This window comes from Rothia sp. HMSC061E04 (assembly GCF_001813685.1).
In the GTDB taxonomy this organism is placed as follows: Bacteria; Actinomycetota; Actinomycetes; order Actinomycetales; family Micrococcaceae; genus Rothia; species Rothia mucilaginosa.
This window is the reverse complement of the sequence record NZ_KV813697.1, coordinates 1-13862: the sequence shown is the minus strand read 5'-3', so window position 1 is coordinate 13862 and position 13862 is coordinate 1. Positions and strand designations below refer to the sequence as shown.

At 61.4% G+C, this 13862-nt stretch carries 8 protein-coding genes; 3 read left to right on the top strand and 5 right to left on the bottom strand.

The window, feature by feature from the left end; genetic code table 11:
* Positions 1 to 107: 107 nt before the first annotated feature.
* Together HMPREF2927_RS02170 and HMPREF2927_RS02165 are read right to left on the bottom strand one after the other, a co-directional pair.
* Positions 108 to 1415 carry a M18 family aminopeptidase gene (locus HMPREF2927_RS02170; protein ID WP_070685137.1) on the bottom strand — a complete coding sequence of 436 codons (1308 nt, stop codon included), beginning with the start codon at positions 1413 to 1415 and terminating at the stop codon, positions 108 to 110.
* Positions 1416 to 1558: 143 nt separating this feature from the next.
* The gene (locus HMPREF2927_RS02165; protein WP_070685135.1) at positions 1559 to 2539 is read right to left on the bottom strand and encodes a CPBP family intramembrane glutamic endopeptidase; all 981 of its coding nucleotides are present in this window, start codon (positions 2537 to 2539) and stop codon (positions 1559 to 1561) included.
* A 242-nt stretch (positions 2540 to 2781) separates the two neighbouring features.
* On the opposite strand from HMPREF2927_RS02165, the gene HMPREF2927_RS02160 reads away from it, so the two are divergent.
* Positions 2782 to 4779: a hypothetical protein gene (locus HMPREF2927_RS02160; protein ID WP_070685132.1), complete on the top strand. Its 1998-nt coding sequence runs from the start codon at positions 2782 to 2784 to the stop codon at positions 4777 to 4779.
* 136 nt (positions 4780 to 4915) lie between these two features.
* Here the strand turns inward: HMPREF2927_RS02160 and HMPREF2927_RS02155 are convergent, their stop codons facing one another.
* Complete coding sequence (locus HMPREF2927_RS02155; protein WP_070685130.1) at positions 4916 to 6442, bottom strand: glycosyltransferase 87 family protein; 1527 nt, start codon at positions 6440 to 6442, stop codon at positions 4916 to 4918.
* Positions 6439 to 7830 (bottom strand): glycosyltransferase 87 family protein, encoded by a 1392-nt coding sequence (locus HMPREF2927_RS02150; protein WP_070685128.1) that lies wholly within the window; start codon positions 7828 to 7830, stop codon positions 6439 to 6441. Before HMPREF2927_RS02150 ends, HMPREF2927_RS02155 begins: the two co-directional genes overlap by 4 nt.
* Before the next feature lie 316 nt (positions 7831 to 8146).
* On the opposite strand from HMPREF2927_RS02150, the gene HMPREF2927_RS02145 reads away from it, so the two are divergent.
* Together HMPREF2927_RS02145 and HMPREF2927_RS09200 are read left to right on the top strand one after the other, a co-directional pair.
* Complete coding sequence (locus tag HMPREF2927_RS02145) at positions 8147 to 11041, top strand: multicopper oxidase domain-containing protein (protein WP_070685126.1); 2895 nt, start codon at positions 8147 to 8149, stop codon at positions 11039 to 11041.
* Positions 11042 to 11346: 305 nt separating this feature from the next.
* Positions 11347 to 12231, top strand: coding sequence for a lytic transglycosylase domain-containing protein (locus HMPREF2927_RS09200; protein WP_070685124.1), 885 nt, complete (start codon positions 11347 to 11349; stop codon positions 12229 to 12231).
* A gap of 186 nt (positions 12232 to 12417) precedes the next feature.
* On the opposite strand, the gene HMPREF2927_RS02135 is transcribed toward HMPREF2927_RS09200, so the two are convergent.
* Positions 12418 to 13629, bottom strand: coding sequence for a cytochrome P450 (locus HMPREF2927_RS02135; RefSeq protein ID WP_070685122.1), 1212 nt, complete (start codon positions 13627 to 13629; stop codon positions 12418 to 12420).
* Between the last annotated feature and the right edge of the window lie 233 nt (positions 13630 to 13862).

The following is a 13862-nucleotide window of genomic DNA, read 5'->3' as shown; positions in this document are numbered from 1 at the left end:
CCCCCCCCCCCGAAAAATTTTAAAAAATTTTTAAAAAATAAGGGCGCCGAGAACCTTACGTTCCCGGCGCCCACTCCCCAGCTGTTCATACCTCAGCGGGATTCAATTTAGAGGCGGAAGAAGCCTTCCACCGCGCGCGTCATGTACGCCATATCGTCCACATGGCACATCTCGCGCATCGAGTGCATCGACAGCAGGCCAATACCCACATCCACGGTGCGCATGCCCAGGCGAGTCGCCGTAATCGGGCCAATCGTCGAGCCGCACGGCATATTGTTATTCGACACGAACTCCTGATACGGCACACCGGCCTTCGCACACGCCGCGGCAAACACGCCGGCACCCACCGAATCCGTCGCGTAACGCTGGTTCGCGTTAATCTTCAGCAGCGGGCCGCCACCGGGCAGCGGCTGCACGGTCGGGTCGTGGTGACCCTGATAGTTCGGGTGCACCAGGTGACCGGCATCAGCCGACAGGCAGAACGAGGCCGCCACCGAACGGCGGTACTCCTCCGTGCTCTCGCCGCGCGCGGCGGACAGGCGCACCAGAATATCCTCCAGGAACGGACCGGCCGCACCACTACGCGACTCCGAGCCCAACTCCTCGTGGTCGAACGCCGCAAGCATCACAGTCTCGGTAGCGTGCTCGTCCGCGTTATCGGCAACGTAACGCTCCAGGGCGGTCAAACCCGCATGCACCGAAGACAGGTTATCCAGGCGACCGGAAGCGAACAGCTCCTGATCCGCACCAAAACGGCGCGGCGGCTGCGAATCAGCAAACAGCAGGTCGTAACCCACAATACTTTCCGGGTCGACCGGCTCGCCGTCAATCACGTGCTTCGCCATATAGCCGAGCACGTCGTTCTCCGCCGGGTCCACACCCCACACGGGGTACATGTTGAACTGTTTGTCCAGGGCCAGTTCGTTGCGCTTGTGGTCCAGGTGCGGTGCCAACTGCGGGATGCGCGCAATCGGACCGGTGCGCACCAGGCGGTCCTTCAGCTCCCCGCCCTCAAGGACGGTGAGGCGGCCCGCCACGCACAGCTCGCGGTCCAGGAAGGAGTTCAGCAGTGCACCACCGTAGTTCTCCACGGCAATCTGGTGCCAGCCCTTCGTGGTGATAGAGGAGGAGGGCTTGACCTTCAGGGAGGGCGAGTCGGTGTGCGCACCCAGCACGCGGTAGCCGCTTGCCTTCTGCGCCTTCGCGCCGCCAGCCCAGGCGATAATCGCGCCGTCACGGACGACGAAGTGGCGGCCGGTTGCGATCTGCGGGTCCCATGCTTCGGTCTCTACAAGCTCGGTGAAGCCTGCTGCCTGCAGGCGGCGCGCTACCGTGCGCGCGGCGAGGTAAGAGACCGGCGACTCCGCCACGAATGCGGCGAGGTCTTCAATATTTTTTACAGCATCAACAGTCATGGTTTAACCCTACCTTTTCTTGGGTGTTGACGGGGTGACCGGGGCCGATAATCCACGCGGTGTGGAGTATGAGCCCTGGTGAGGCTCGAATGGAGCGGGGTGGGCGGGCTGGGGTAGCTGGTCTAGAGCAACCCACAAATAGCCTACTTATCAACCTTGAGCGGTTGTGTTTCACGTGAAACCTCGCCGCGGCGAGCGCGTGCATTGAAGATCAGGCAGGCGAGCACCACGTACACGCCTTCCAGGGCGATGCCCTGCAGCGCATCCACGGGGGTCACACCCTCGGAGGCGAACGGATCCAGACCAGCCACCATGGACAGCAGCATCAGGATCACGTTATTTGCCACGTGCAGGCTGATGGAGGCTTCCAGACCGCCGGTGTACCAGCAGAGGAAACCCGCGTAAATACCCATCGCGAGAATCGTGCTCTGACCCCAGGGGTCGTAGGCGTGGGAGAGCATGAACAGCACGGCGGGCAGCACAATCGACAGCCAGGGGGTGCGGAGCCAGCGGCCCAGCATCTGCATCATGAAGCCGCGGTAGGCGAGCTCTTCGGCGTAGCACTGCACGGGTACCAGGAGCAGCATCATCGCCACATAAACCCAAAATTCAACCTGTGGAGGTTGAAAATAGCGGTATTCGGGCAGGCTCTCACCGCTCAACGCCAGCATCACGGCGTAGTAGATGCCGTAGACAGCGAAGCTCAAACCCAGGTACGGAAGCAGCAGTGAGCGGCGCAGACGGCCCGCCACCGAATGAATCAGACCCCAGGGCTTCGGGCCCACGACCAGGCGCGCCAGAAAGAGCGAAGGCACAATGGCGATCAGGGAGAGGAAGGTCAGGGCGAACAGTGCCGGGTGTTCCATAATGACGGAGCGGTTCGTCGCTACATCCTGGAGGGAAAGTCCCGAACCCATAATCGTCGCAGCCAGGGCAACTGAAATGATCAGGTTGAGGCCAATAAATACGGCGACGCCGAGCAGACCTTCCAGCAGGGGTGAGAACCAGCGGGATTTCGGGTCGGCGTGGGAGAGACGGTGGTAGGCAAGACCTGCAACAGGCGCAGGAGCAGCGGGGGTTCCGGCGGCTACCTGCGGGGGTGCGGGAGGCGGTGTCGTGTTCATTCTTTAATCCTAGCCTTCGCGGGGTTGATTGTGACCGGGCATGCGGCAACCTTCAAGTGCTGATTGATACGGAATATTCCAAAACCATTGAAAAAGCCGTGAATAAGGCTAAAAACCCACCATTCACGGGGTTCATTTTCTGAACCTATGCCATAATTTGTAGCGATAATACGCTCATATACATAGTCGCTGATGACTGCTCTTCCGGGGTGTTTTTTCAGCACCAGAAAGGCTGCTTTCTTATGGCACTCGTCTTCAATCCGCCGCCCAACTGGCCCGCTCCTCCTGCCGGATGGGCCCCCACTCCTACGTGGCGCCCCGACCCCGCGTGGGGTCCCGTTCCTGAAGGCTGGCAGCTGTGGGTCGAAGAGCCCGAGCCCGAACCCATTCAGGTTGAAGAGGCTACTATTGAGCCGCTGATTCCCGAGGAGCCCGCTGCTGAGGCGGCTCCCGCTGAGCAGGTTGCTGAGCCCGTAGTTGCTGAGCAGCCCGCCGAGGCTGCAGCACCGCTGACCGTTGAGGACGTTGACCTGGAGCAGCTCGCCGCTGAGCTCGAAGGTGAGCAGATCATCGAGGTTCCGGAGGTGGCAGCACCCCAGGCTGAAGCATCCCAGGCTGAGGCACAGCAGGTAGAGGCGCCCGCGGCTGAGTCCGCTGAGGAGCCCTCCGAGCCCAAGCCGATGCGTCACCTGACTCAGGTTCCGCTGACCGGTACCGCTCTGCCCGAGCAGGTTCTTGCATCTCAGTCTTCCGCAGTTGAAGATACTGCAGCTGCAGAGCCTGCTGCTGAGGCTACTGAAGCTCCCGTAGCGCCGGTTGTCGAGCCTGTTGCTTCCGAACAGCCCGTTGAGGCGCACGTTGTTGAGGCTCCGGTTGCTGAGCCTGCACTGTCCGAGCCCGCCGCTTCTGAGCCGGTCGCTGAGGCTTCCGCAGCTGAGGCTCCCGCCTCCACCGAAGAGGCTGCCCACACTATCGAGAACTCCCCGCTCGTTGAGTTCCACACCCCCGAAACCGAGCGCACCGTCAACCTGTCCGAGCGCACCGTGAACCTCTCGGAACAGCCCGGCCAGAACGCGGCGTTCATCCCGGCAGGTCAGGCACCGAACGGCTTCCAGCCGAACCAGGCTGATGGTTTCCAGGGTGAGGGCTTCCAGGGCCAGAACTTCCAGGGTGGCCAGTACCAGGGCCAGGGTTTCCAGGACAGCCAGAACGTCCAGGGCGGCCAGTACCAGAACAACCCCTACCAGGGTCAGCCGTACAACGCTCAGCAGCCCTACGCGGGTCAGGTGTCCGATCAGGACCAGGCAACCGTGGCTCTGAGCAACCCCTACGTCACCGAGCCCGCAGGTCAGGGCGAGGACGGCTCCGAGAAGAAGGGTCTGTTCTCCGGCACCAAGATTTGGGGTATTATCGGTGGTGCGTTGGCTCTGCTGATTGTTATCATCCTGGCGATTGTCATGCTGATTCCGCGTGGCGGCTCGAACCCCACCTCCGATTCTGCGGCAGCATCGAGCGCGGCGGCTACTTCCGCTGAGGCGTCCTCCGCGGCGGCATCCTCTGAGGCTTCTTCCGCAGCGCCCGCATCTGAGAGCGCGGCAGCGGCTTCGGCTTCTTCCGCAGCGCCGGTTGCTGCTGCTGAAGCGAAGATGCCCGAGGGTGAGTTCAAGGAATACAAGAAGACCGTCACCGACAACAAGGACACCATCGAGATTGAGAAGCTCAAGGGCGATGTGTCCGCAGGCCTGCTCTACTACGAGTTCAAGCCCGCAGACGGTGTGGTTAACGCCTTCATCTCCAGCCGTGATGAGAAGGGCAACAGCAGCGCAGGTGTGAGCGTTATCGACTCGACCCGCGACGGCAAGGAGCTCAAGGGCACCGCATGGATTGACGCGAGCGGCCACTCCACCCCCACCCGTAAGCTGGACCTGACTGGTAAGGGCGAATGGACCATCCGCGTCTACGATGCAGACTCCGCACCCCACTACAAGAAGGGTGAGAAGTTCCAGAGCACCATGAACTACTACGCTTTCACCTACGAAGGCACCGAGGCGACCATGGAGTTCCAGACCAGCGGCCCGACCACCCGCGGCTTCACCGTTCTGAACGCGACCAAGAACGACCCGTTCTTCTCCTCGACCATCCCGACCGTGAAGAGCAGCATGCAGTGGGTTCAGAGCAACAAGAGCTACATGCAGGTTCGTACCGACTCCAACATTACTTGGAGCATCGGCACTAACTAGCAGCGTGACTGACTAGATCTGTAGGCTGGGCATAAAAGTATCCCCCGCACCCGTGATAGGTGCGGGGGATACTTTTATGCCCGGTGAAAGCTGTGCACCTGCTGGAGGCGCTAGCCGCCGTGAGCGGGCGGCTCCTTTAGCGGGAGTACTTCGCCTCCGCCAGTTCGGCGCCCGCGGCGTGTGCTGCACGCTCCACCAGCTGACGATTCGCCAGGTACACGAAGAACGTCACCAGGATAAACAGGTACATCAGCTGGTACGGCATGGTGCCCGCCATCAGGCCCAGGGAGCCTTCAGGCACCATCAGAATCTGATCCGAGTTGAAGTGCGGGGAGAACGCCAGCACAATCCAGAACGGCGAAATGTACATGCCCACCAGCGCCGCGGTCGCCAAGATAACAGCCAGCGTGAAGACGAAGGAACTGACCCGCTGGTACATGAGCGGGAAGATTTCCATGACCACGGCGGCGAGCATCAGCGGATACCAGGTGTTGTGGTGCGACCAGCTAATCGGCGAAATCTGCAGCATCATGAACGCGGTCAGCGCCAGCTGCGCCATGAGCGCGCGGGCACGAATCAGCGGAACCAACAGAACCGCCGTAACCAGCACAATCAGCAGGGTCAACGCCACTTGCACCACCGACAGGGCGGTAGCCGTCAGGTGATGCTGCAGGCCCGCGTGGGTCAGCGTACCCATAATTGACACGTTATCGAAGTAGCTGAACCAGCCCACACGCGAGGTGTCATGCACCGCGTGGAACCAGAACGTCAGCGACTCCTCACGGATCACCAGGAAGCCGATACCCACGGTCGCGGCGAAGCTCGCGCCCAGGGTCGCGATGCCCTTCCAGTCCTTACGCATGAGCAACAGCAGACCGAACGCGAGCGGGGTCAACTTAATACCCGCGGCAATACCCAGCAGTACGCCGCGCGGAACGCGGGTTGCCGGGCGCATAAAATCGGCGAGAATCAGCATCAGAATGATGGCGTTAATCTGCCCAAAATGCGTGGTCAAACGCCACGGGCCGCACATCCAAATCAGCGCCGCAATCAGCGACACCATACCCCAATGACCCAGGTGCTTCTGCAACGGCAGACGCCACGAGCGGCTACGGGCGTAGCAGTACAGCAGGTACGCGCACCAGTAGCTGAGCGCGCAAATAATGGCGGTAATCAGCAGCATGCTCTGCGGCTCGGTGAGGAACGCGAGCGGGTAGAAGAGCAGCGCCGCAAACGGCGGGTAGGTAAACGGCAGGCCGCGCGTGTGGAAGGTGTACAGCTGGTAGCCGTCCGGGCCGTCCGCGAGGGAGACAGCGCCCAGGCGGTACACGTAAATATCGTCAGCCGCCGCGTGCGTCACGTAGTCGAAGGCGTAGAGGGCAACCAGGATAAACAGCAGGTGCGCCCAGAGAGCGCCGCTGCGCATGCCGGGGATGCGGTCAAAGAAGCTGCGACGCGCAGGTTTTGTGGGCTCTGCGGCAGGCTCCGCGCTTTCTACAGCGCTTTCAGCAGCCGGTTCCGCAACCGGTGCAGGTTCAGCAGTAGAGCCAGCCGAAGCCCACGGGATTATAGGCGCTACCGCCTCGGTATTCTCCACGGTCGTAGCTAAGTTCTTGTCAGTATTCTTCACAGGGGTCTTTTCTAGCTCTTTGTCGCGGCTCACGCGGTTGCCTCACGAGAATCAGCGGCACGCACAGACTCGGCACTCTCGGTCACCAGGGCACTCTGGGTCACCAGTGCACGGGCTCCCCACCAGCCCAGCGGCGCATCGCTTTCGGCTGATTCAACCGGAGCGGTACGCACCGGCGTACTCAGCGCGGCTACCGCCCAGAACATGACCGTAGCCCACAGGGCAAAGGAGGGAAAGCCACCAATAGCTACGCCGGGCGCCCATAGGAATTCCAAGCCATTCATATCTAGCTGGGTGATACCGCCAATAATACGCGGCGAAATATACAGGCCCACACCGGCCACCCACGCCAGCACGCACGCAATTTTTCGTGCCGCAGAGGGAAGATACACCATAAAGGTGGGGAATGCGTCCAGGATAAGGGCTGCCAGCAGTAGCGGCAGAAGAACATTGTGGTGCGACCAGCTAATCGGTGAAAGTGCCACCATAAGAGTGCCGGTCACAGCCACCTGTGCAAGGGTTTTGCCGCGGCGTTCAAGCTGGTAGAGCAACACAGCAACCAGGGCAATGCTGAGCGCGGCCAGGGCGTAGAAGCCGAGCTTGAGGGCTGTGCCCTTCAGACCGAAGTGCATGAGCCAACCCTGGATGGAAATATTATCCACGAAGTTAATGTCGCCCACGCGGGATGGGTCAGAGATAGCGGAGAACCAGAATTGGGGAGCCTCATTCGGCAAAAGGATAAAACCGACCGCAATTGTGGCCAGGAAGGTGGCGCCCAGGGCCGCGATGCCCTTCCAGTCGCGGCGCACCAGCAGGATAAGGCCGAAGACCAGCGGAGTAAGCTTTAAGCCACCCGCAATACCGACGAGCACACCGCGCGGCACACGGGTCGCCGGACGCACAAAATCGGCAAGAATCAGCGCCATAATGAGCGGATTAATCTGCATGAGGTGAAAAGTACGTCGCCACGGGCCGCACAGCATCACCACGATGGTCAAGACAGCGATAGTTCCGGTACGGCCGAGGCGACCCTGCAGGGGTAACGCACGACCGGAAGTCTGAGCATAGTTATAGATAGTGGCCGAAAGCCACCAAGCGGCGGCCGTGGTTCCCAGCACCATAATGGCTTTGCCTACCTCAAGCGGCAGGAACGCAAAGGGCAGGAAGACGAGAGCCGCAAACGGCGGATAGGTAAAGGGGAGCTTCAACACCCCAATTTCAATAAATACTGGCGCGTATAGATCCTCGGTAAACCCTTCATTGTCGAAGATGGTCATGGCACCCATGCGATAGATGGAAAAGTCCAGGCCGCCGAAGGGGACAATAAGGATTTCAAAGAGGTAACCGCACACCACCATGAGGATGAGTGCCACAATAGCGATCTTTCCCCAGATGGGGGTGGTGGAGTCAGTCCTTGTCACGAGGTGCTTGTCCTTACCTTGGTGCCGGCGGATGCGCGCGTAGGGTGGGCGGGCATCTGATTTTGGAATCCTAATAGTTTATCGTGCGCACCTGTGAAGGATGCATTGGGGAGAAGATTCACAGGGGAAGAATCACTTGAGCGCACTAGCACAACTATCACGATATGAGCCGCCTTCATATGCACGTCATGTCTTCAAAATTGGTACTATCCGGGCAATATAATGGGCTTATTGGCACCCACCCCAACGCAGGGGTGCCGGGTGCCGACCCGCACACCGACGTCCACGAACAACCAGCAGTGAAAGCAGTGATCACGTGAGTGAACATCTCGGCACCCCACCCGAAGGTGAGAACACGAGCGGCAAGCCCGCAAACGTCTCCGGAGGCGGCTCCTCCGGCCTGAGCATTGGCGCGCGTCCGGCTGATGTGCCCGGCGCGAACCTCACCCCCGAAGAGATTGCACGCCGCGCATCCGGTCGCGGTACGTGGCATCGTCGCGCCTCCAAGCCGGTCTCCCACTGGATGTTTACCCTTATCGGCGTACTTCTGCTGCACAGGTTTATCCCGAATAGCGGCTGGCTGATGGTGCACATTGTCACCCTCGGCCTGATTACGAACTCGATTCTGATTTGGTCGCAGCACTTCACCGAAGCGCTCATGAAAATCAAGATTCCTGACGAGCACCGCGGAACCCAGGTGCGCCGAATCTTCATTCTGAACGCCGGTATTCTCGTGCTCATGGTCGGCATGGTCGGTCAGCTGAGTGTGCCCGACCTCTACGCCGCCACGGTGGTGGGCGCCCTCATTGTCGGTTCGATGGTCGCCTGGCACGGCATCTACCTGCTGAAGCAGGTGCGTCAGGCTCTGCCCTCGCGGTTCGGTGTGACCATTCGCTTCTACATTGTTGCGGCGCTGCTGCTGCCCCTCGGTGCGGCGTTTGGCGGCATGATTGCCTACCCGAACCTGTCCGGCACCCTGCATTCGCAGTTCCTGCTCGCGCACGAAGCAGTGAACGTGCTCGGCTTCGTCGGTATTACCGCGGTGGGTACGCTGGTGACGTTCTGGCCGACCATGCTGCGCACGAAGATGGTGGATAAGGCGCTCACCCACAGCCTGCGCGCCCTGTACCTGATGTGCGGTGGCTTGGCGTTGACCGTTGTCGGCGCGATTTTAGGGATGCGTCCGCTCGCCGCAGCCGGCCTGGTCGTCTACCTGGTTGCCCTGCTGATTGTCGCCTGGGTGATGGTGCGTACCCTGCGCACCAAGCGCCCGAACGAGTACCCGCCCATGAGCGTAGGTATGGGCTTCCTCTGGCTGATTATTGGCGTGGCGACCACCGCCTACATGGTGGCGACCGTCCCCTTCGCGCAGCTGGACATGCGCGCCGTGACCCCCATCTTTGTGGTCGGCTTCCTGCTGCAGCTGCTGCTCGGCGCGATGAGCTACCTGCTGCCGCAGCGCATGGGTGGCGGCCCGGCGGTGGTGCGCGCCTCCAACAAGGAGTTCAGCCGTTTCGCGGCGGCACGCGTAACCGCCGTGAACCTGGCGCTGCTCATCTTCATGATGCCCAGCTCCATGGTGGGCCAGTCCATTAAGATTGCCGTCGCTATCGTGGGTGCGTTGGCGCTCATGGCGTTCATTCCGCTCATGGTGCGCGGCGTGAAGGCGTCCGTGAACACCCGCAAGGAAATGATGGCAGCACGCGCCCGCGGCGAGAAGCCCGTCTTCAACCCGGAGGCGCTCACCCCGGAGCCCGTCCCGCACGCCAAGCAGAGCTTCCAGGCGGCGTTGGCGGTTGCCATGGCGTTCCTGCTGGGCTTCGCCGTGAACCCGTCCGCGTTGAACCTGCCGTCGTTCTCCTCGGCGGGTTCCGTGGCTGCAACCGGTCAGACCACCACCGTGCAGGTGAAGGCGACCAGCAACTACCGTTTCACCCCCGCAGAGGTGGAGGTGCCCGCAGGTAACCGTCTGGTCGTCGAGGTCACCAACGACGACCAGGGCATGACCCACGACCTGACCTTCGACAACGGCGCAACCACCGGCACCATCAACCCCGGCGAAACGAAAACCGTAGACGCCGGCATCATCAGCGCCGACCAGGAAGGCTACTGCTCCGTGGCGGGTCACCGCGCCCTGGGCATGGTGTTCAAGGTGAAGGCGACCGGTGCCTCCGCAAACCAGGTGGCGCAGGGTGGCCACAACCACGGTTCTGCGGGCACCCACAACCACGCCGCGTCGGGTAGCACCCCGACTCTCATGACCGTTGCGAACAGCAGGATTGACATGTCCGCAGCGCCCGGCAGCGGCTACAAGTACCGCGACCCGAACATCCCGGCGCCGAACACCGCCGCGCAGGTGAACGGCAAGACCGTCCGCAAGGTCACCCTGGAAGTTGAGGAAGTCGACCGCGAGGTGGCGCCCGGCGTGACAGTTCACATGTGGACGTTCAACGGGCAGAACATGGCACCGATTCTGCGCGGCAAGGTCGGCGACATTTTTGAAATTACACTCATCAATAACGGCACGATGGGCCACTCGCTGGACTTCCACGCGGGCATGGTCTCCCCCGATAACACGATGAAGACCATCGCCCCCGGTGAGCGTCTCGTCTACCGTTTTGAGGCGAAGGGCGCCGGCATCTGGCTGTACCACTGCGGTACCGCCCCGCTGAGCCTGCACATGACCCAGGGCATGTACGGTGCGGTCATCATTGACCCGGCGGACCTTGACCCGGTCGATCACGAGTACGTGATGGTTCAGGGCGAGGCGTACCTGCACGACACCGGCAAGACCGCCTCCGACGGTAACAAGCTAGCGGAGAACTCGCCGGAGCTGATCGCGGCTGGCACCCCCACGCTGACCATGTTCAACGGCCACGCAACCCAGTACAAGGCGAAGCCGCTGCAGGTGAAGAAGGGCGAGCGTATCCGTGTTTGGGTGATGGCTGCGGGCCCGAACCACGGCACGAGCTTCCACGTGGTCGGTTCGCAATTCGACACGGTCTACAAGGAGGGCGGCTACCTGATGCGCCGCGGGGCGGATGCATTCGGTAGCCGTGACGGTCACAGCCAGGCACTGGATTTGGCGCCCGCTCAGGGCGGCTTCGTGGAGATGCAGTTCTTGGAATCTGGCACCTACGTGTTCGTGAATCACTCCTTCTCGGAGATGGAGCGCGGTGCCGCCGGCAAGATCGTGGTCACTGACCGCTAGTAGTCACTGATCGCTAGTAGTGGTTGCCCGCTAAACCCTCACGATAGGCGCTTCTAGCGCCCGTGAGAGGCCGACCCCGCCCGGTGCATCCTGTGAGTGGATGCGCCGTGCGGGGTCTTTTTGCACTGTTTTTCTGCGCCGTCTTTTTGCCCTGCACAGGCTCCCACAGAGCCGATACAGAGCCATCCCAGAGCCCCTGCACACGCCCCGGCAGGAGCCTGCACGCACCACGGCGAACTATGCTTTTAGCCTCATGGGCGAACTTTTCTTAGCCAGGAGCGGGCATGGTGCGCTAGTCTATAGGAATGGCAGATAGCACTTCGAGCGCCTCTTCCGAGCGCAGCGCTACGGGCGCCAACAACCACATCCCCGCTTCGGCGGACGCACAGACTTCCCCTCGGCAGCGTAAAGCTTTCCCGCTTCGCTTTCTCACCGGGGCACTTGCGCATTGGCAGATTATTGCCTCTGCGGTTCTTTTGGGTGGCGGTGTTGCCGGCCTGGCAGCCACCTATGACGACTACTGCGGTATGACGGAGCTTTCGTATGCTCCGACGGCTCTCCGACCCGATTTTGAGGAGGGCTCTAAGGTGGCGGGTTTCCGTCCCGGCGTGCTGGCGGCGCAGATTGAGACTGAGAGCCACTGGCGTGTGGGCGTTGTGTCCAACCAGGGCGCTAAGGGTATTGCACAGTTCACTGATGATGCGTGGAGCGGCGGCCACTACAGCTTCGGCAATGGCGGTAATGTTCTGAACCCGCACGATGCGATTGCGGCGCAGGCACGCTACCTGGGTGAGTTGCGTACTCGTTTGGCGAAGTATGCCTCCAATGAGGATGAGCTGCAGGATGTGGTTCTCGCCGGTTATAACGCGGGTCCGGGTTCTGTGGAGAAGTACGGCGGTGTTCCCCCGTATGAGGAGACTCAGAATTATGTGAAGTCGATTCGCGAGCTGGCGAATTCGAAGTATAAGCTGACCTGCTCTCCCGAGTACCAGTTCAAGCAGGCGAAGTTGAGCTTCGTGAATGGTGTGACTCCGGCGATGGCTGGTGTTCATGCGGATGGTACGGCTCTGTCCCCGGAGGAGTCGGCATCAGCTGCGGCGGAGGCTTCTGCGAGTGCTTCGGCTCGCGCGTCTGCGAGCGGCTCTGCGGGTTCTTCGGTGAAGCCTTCGGTGACGAGTTCTGGCCACTAAATTCAGTTTTGGATAGCCCACTAGGCTATATAGCCGTCAGGGAATATTCCGTTTTATCTATAGTGAGCGGCTAATACCGGTCGCCACTACCCTACTATTCACTCTTATACTTACTCTTAACAGCGCGAGGCGCCGACCCCCATTCTCAGGGGTTCGGCGCCTCGCCCTTTTAGAGCTGGAGCGTGCCTAGTTGAAGATGGCGCGCACGACCGAGTAGCCGGAGACCGGGTACACGGCGTTCACGGTTGCGGGCTTCTCGCTCTCGTCCGCGATCTCAATGGACTCGGTGCCGCGCAGCAGCTCCTCAAGCAGGATGCGCAGTTCCAGGCGTGCCAGGGGCGCGCCGGGGCATACGTGGATGCCGTCGCCGTACACGAGGTTGCGGGACTGGTCGCGGTGCGGGTTGTAGGTGAGGGCATCTTCGAAGGCGTCCTCGTCGCGGTTGGCACTTGCCCAGTTGATGGTCACGCGGGAGCCGGCGGGCAGGGTGCGGCCGCCGAGTTCGGTGTCCTGAGTGGTGATGCGGCGGTTGGTGACGAGGGTGTCTTCGAGTCGCATGATTTCTTCGACGGCGAGGGCGATTTCGCTGCGGTCGTCGAGTGCGTTGCCGTCGGCGAGGGATGCGCGCAGGCGGTCCTGTTCGGCGCGGTTGCGTGCCAGGAAGTTGACGAATACGCCCACGGTTGCGGAGACGGTGGACAGCTCGCCCACGGTCCAGTTGCGGATGAGGCTGACGATTTCTTCGTCGGTCATGGTGCGGGGTTCTTCGCCGGGCAGCTGCACGGTGTCGGTGAGCAGTTCGGCGGTGACGTCCTTGGGGTTGCCGGCTGCGGCGTCCTCGCGGCGTTCGTCAAGCAGCTGGCGGATGTAGCCGTCGAATTCGAGGGCGACCTTAGCGATTTCTTCACGGTCGCGGCGCAGGGTGGCGACGCGGTTCTTTTCGATCCATTCGGTGAGGGGCTGTTCGAGGCATGCGGGCCAACCCATGAAGGCGTTCTGTACGCGCATTGCGTAGGCCTGTCCGAAGCCCTGCATGACGTCTACTTCTTCGCCGCGGGGTAGTTCTGCGATGAGGGTCTTCACGGCGTCGCGGATGACGGGTGCGAACTTTTCGAGGCGTTCGGGGGTGAAGTATTTGTCGTTGACGGCACGGAAGGTGGTGTGTTCGGGGGTGTCCATGCCGTTGGGGACGGCGATGTGGCGGGTGGAGACGACGTTGGAGTAGATTTCGGGGTGGTCGAGTACGTGTTGTACGTCGGCGTTTTTGAAGACGGAGTAGCCCATGAATTCGTCGTGGGCGACGGGGCAGCGGCGGCGCATTGCGTCGTAGGCGGCTACCTGGTCTTTCTGCACTTCTTCGCTTCGGAGGTCCCAGTCGTTGTGTATGTTCTCAGTCATTGTTCACCCGTGTTCGTTATAGAGTTGTGGCGTGCTGGATGCGGGCGTCCGGGCGATGCGTATGGGGCAGGGTCGGGCGTGCATTTCAGCACGTGAATCCATTAGTTGTTCTTTGACCGTATCACTTATGGGTTGGTGGCGCAGGGTAGGGTTTCCTTGCTTCTCATTCACCGAACAGTGCGGTGCGGCGAGGGGCGGCGGGTCACGGGACGCACGAGGCGGGCGGCACCTCC

What these genes read in the sequence shown, in the direction of transcription:
- HMPREF2927_RS02170 (WP_070685137.1), bottom strand. Translation starts at nt 1,415, where the DNA reads ATGACTGTTGATGCTGTAAAAAATATTGAAGACCTCGCCGCATTCGTG.
- HMPREF2927_RS02165 (WP_070685135.1), bottom strand. Translation starts at nt 2,539, where the DNA reads ATGAACACGACACCGCCTCCCGCACCCCCGCAGGTAGCCGCCGGAACC.
- HMPREF2927_RS02160 (WP_070685132.1), top strand. Translation starts at nt 2,782, where the DNA reads ATGGCACTCGTCTTCAATCCGCCGCCCAACTGGCCCGCTCCTCCTGCC.
- HMPREF2927_RS09200 (WP_070685124.1), top strand. Translation starts at nt 11,347, where the DNA reads ATGGCAGATAGCACTTCGAGCGCCTCTTCCGAGCGCAGCGCTACGGGC.
- HMPREF2927_RS02135 (WP_070685122.1), bottom strand. Translation starts at nt 13,629, where the DNA reads ATGACTGAGAACATACACAACGACTGGGACCTCCGAAGCGAAGAAGTG.